We start from the raw sequence: 2,269 nt of genomic DNA, 5'->3' as shown, positions 1-2,269 counted from the left end.
CAGCGCCAGCAGCGTGCGCGCAGTCCGGTCAGTCGCGCGGACGCACCTGGCGCAGCGCGATGCGCGCGGTGATGCGCTCGACGTCGCTGACGCCGCGCAGCGCCTCGCGCAACACCTCGCCGCCACGTTCCATCAGCGCGCCGATCGCTTCATGGCGCGCGCGGGCCGCCGTGCGCACGCGCGCCGGGTGCGTGAGCCAGTGGCGCAAGGCGCGCGAGCCCATGCCGGTGCGACACACGTCGAGCAGCGACAGCAGCGTCGGCGCGTCCTCGCCGCGCAGCGTCTGCGTCAGCTCGAGGTTGCGGTGCGTGGCCGGCGGCAGTTCCAGCAGATCGCTCGCGCGCTCCACCGCCAGCGAACCCACATGGGCCAGCGCCCGGCCCTGGGTGTGCTCGGCGTAGCTGAGCAGCGCCGCGGCGGCGGCGTGGGCTGCGGACACGTCCTCGGCATTGAAGCCGGCGAGACTGGCAACGCGCAGTTGTTCGCACAGCTTGCGCCGGCCCAGCGCCGTGTCGAACTGCCACGCGGGTCGCCGCGTGAGCGCCGTGCGAGTAGTGGACAGCGCGGCCGTCAGCGCCGCGTCGTCGCGGTCGTCGACCAGCACCTCGGCCGGGCCCAGGCGCGCCAGCCAGCCCGCGAGTTCGCGCTCGCCGCATTCGCTGAGACCCAGCGTGCCGCTGCTCAGGCCCAGCCAGGCCAGGCCGTAACTCGCACGCTCGCGCGTCACCGCCAGCAGCAGGGTGTCGACGCGCTCCGACAGCAGCTCGGTGTCGGTCACGGTGCCCGGCGTGACGACGCGCACCACCTTGCGCTCGACCGGCCCCTTGGCAGTCGCCACGTCGCCCACCTGCTCGGCGATCGCGACCGACTCGCCAAGCTTGACGAGCTTGCCGAGATAGTTCTCGAGCGCGTGCACCGGCACGCCGGCCATCACGACGGGCTCGCCGGCGCTCTGGCCGCGGCTGGTGAGCGTGATGTCGAGCAGGCGGTGCGCCTTGCGGGCGTCCTCGAAGAACAGCTCGTAGAAATCGCCCATGCGGTAGAGCACGAGCGTGTCGGGATGCTCGGCCTTGATGCGCAGGTACTGCTGCATCATGGGGGTGTGACCGGACTCGGCGCGGGCGGGGTCGGCACTCATGCGGGCTCGCGGACGGGGCGACGCAACGTCGAAGACTCAGAACGGGGCGTCGTTGTCCTTGGCCTTGGCGAGGTCGGTCTTGCGGATGCGCACCGGCGGCTTCTTCGCGGTGGCGGCGGGCGGTGTATCGGCCTCGACGCTCGCGACGAAGGCGGCGGTCGCGTCCGGCGCCGCCGCTGCGGGCGCCGCAGCGGGGGCCGTGGCGCCCGCGTCGTCGTCCTTGATGATGCGCGTGTAGGGCGCGAGGATGCTCACCAGCTGCGCATAGATCTTCGGGTTGCCCGCGACGATCTCGCGCTGGTAGAGGAAGTCGGACTCGCCGGTGAAATTGCCGATCAGGCCGCCGGCCTCGGTGATGATCAGCGAGCCGGCCGCGATGTCCCAGGGGTTCAGCCCGGTCTCGAAGAAGCCGTCGTACCAGCCCGCGGCCACGTAGCACAGGTCCAGTGCGGCGGCACCCGGGCGGCGCAGGCCGGCGCAGTGCTGCATGACCTCCTCGAACATCTTCAAGTAACGCTTGAAGTTGTCGCCCTTGCGGAACGGGAAGCCGGTGCCGATCAGCGACTCCAGCAGGCGGCTGCGCTTGCTGACGCGCAGGCGCTTGTCGTTGAGGAAGGCGCCGCGTCCCTTGGAGGCGTAGAACAGGTCGTTGCGTGAGGGATCGTAGACCACCGCCTGCTGGATCTGGCCGCGGAAGGCGAGTGCGATCGAGACCGCGTAGACCGGGAAGCCGTGAATGAAGTTGGTGGTGCCGTCGAGCGGATCGATGATCCAGAGGTAGTCGCTGTCCTTCGCGCCGTGGGTCCGCCCGGTCTCCTCGGCGAGGATGCCGTGGCCGGGGTAGGCGCCGAGCAGCGTCTCGATGATCGCCGCCTCGGCCGCCTGGTCCACCTCGGTCACGAAGTCGTTGTGCGACTTGGCCGTCACCGTCACGCGCTCGATGTCCAGCGAGGCCCGGTTGATCAGCGCCCCCGCGGTGCGTGCAGCCTTGACGGCGGTGTTGAGCATGGGGTGCAGGGTCTGGGACATGGCGGGCGCTCGCGGCTGACGGGGCAGGAGAGGGAAAGGCGGACTGGGCGGGGGACAAAGAACGGCGCGGGGCCGGCGGGCGGGGAGGGCAGCGCGGCCGGC

1 protein-coding gene and 1 pseudogene are annotated in these 2,269 nt (G+C 71.3%); both read right to left on the bottom strand.

Annotated features, from left to right (window positions below; genetic code table 11):
* Positions 1 to 31 precede the first annotated feature (31 nt).
* Positions 32 to 1,096: pseudogene (locus x551_RS21380) on the bottom strand (DNA mismatch repair protein MutS); the annotation flags it as partial.
* Positions 1,097 to 1,174: 78 nt separating this feature from the next.
* Positions 1,175 to 2,167, bottom strand: coding sequence for an inositol monophosphatase family protein (locus x551_RS21375; protein WP_036251140.1), 993 nt, complete (start codon positions 2,165 to 2,167; stop codon positions 1,175 to 1,177).
* Between the last annotated feature and the right edge of the window lie 102 nt (positions 2,168 to 2,269).

The sequence above is a fragment of the Methylibium sp. T29 genome, from assembly GCF_000576205.1.
In the GTDB taxonomy this organism is placed as follows: Bacteria; Pseudomonadota; Gammaproteobacteria; order Burkholderiales; family Burkholderiaceae_C; genus Methylibium; species Methylibium petroleiphilum.
This window is presented reverse-complemented; position numbering and strand designations above follow the sequence as displayed.

Coding starts and splice junctions, on each gene's coding strand:
- x551_RS21375 (WP_036251140.1), bottom strand. CDS start 2,167: ATGTCCCAGACCCTGCACCCCATGCTCAACACCGCCGTCAAGGCTGCA.